We start from the raw sequence: 293 nt of genomic DNA, 5'->3' as shown, positions 1-293 counted from the left end.
CCCCCACCTCCACCTCCACCGATTTCGCCGAATCAACCCCCGCCCGCCGAATCAACGCGCCGCCGACGTCGCTATGGCGTGGATTCGGCGCCAACGTGTGGATTCGGGCCGTGGGGTCGGGCGGCGCGGAGGGTGGCGGAGATCGGGTGGGGGAGTGCGCGGCGCGGAGGGTGCGCGGCAGGCTGTGGATGCCACGGCTCGCGCCGCGCCGGCACCCGCGGGAATCCGCGGCGACACGCCAGCGTTGCGCTCCGGAGAAGCTGGGAATAAGCTGGAGGGCTCGCCACTCGGCG

The sequence above is a fragment of the Microbacterium sp. Leaf351 genome (assembly GCF_001423825.1).
In the GTDB taxonomy this organism is placed as follows: domain Bacteria; phylum Actinomycetota; class Actinomycetes; order Actinomycetales; family Microbacteriaceae; genus Microbacterium; species Microbacterium ginsengisoli.
This window is presented reverse-complemented; position numbering follows the sequence as displayed.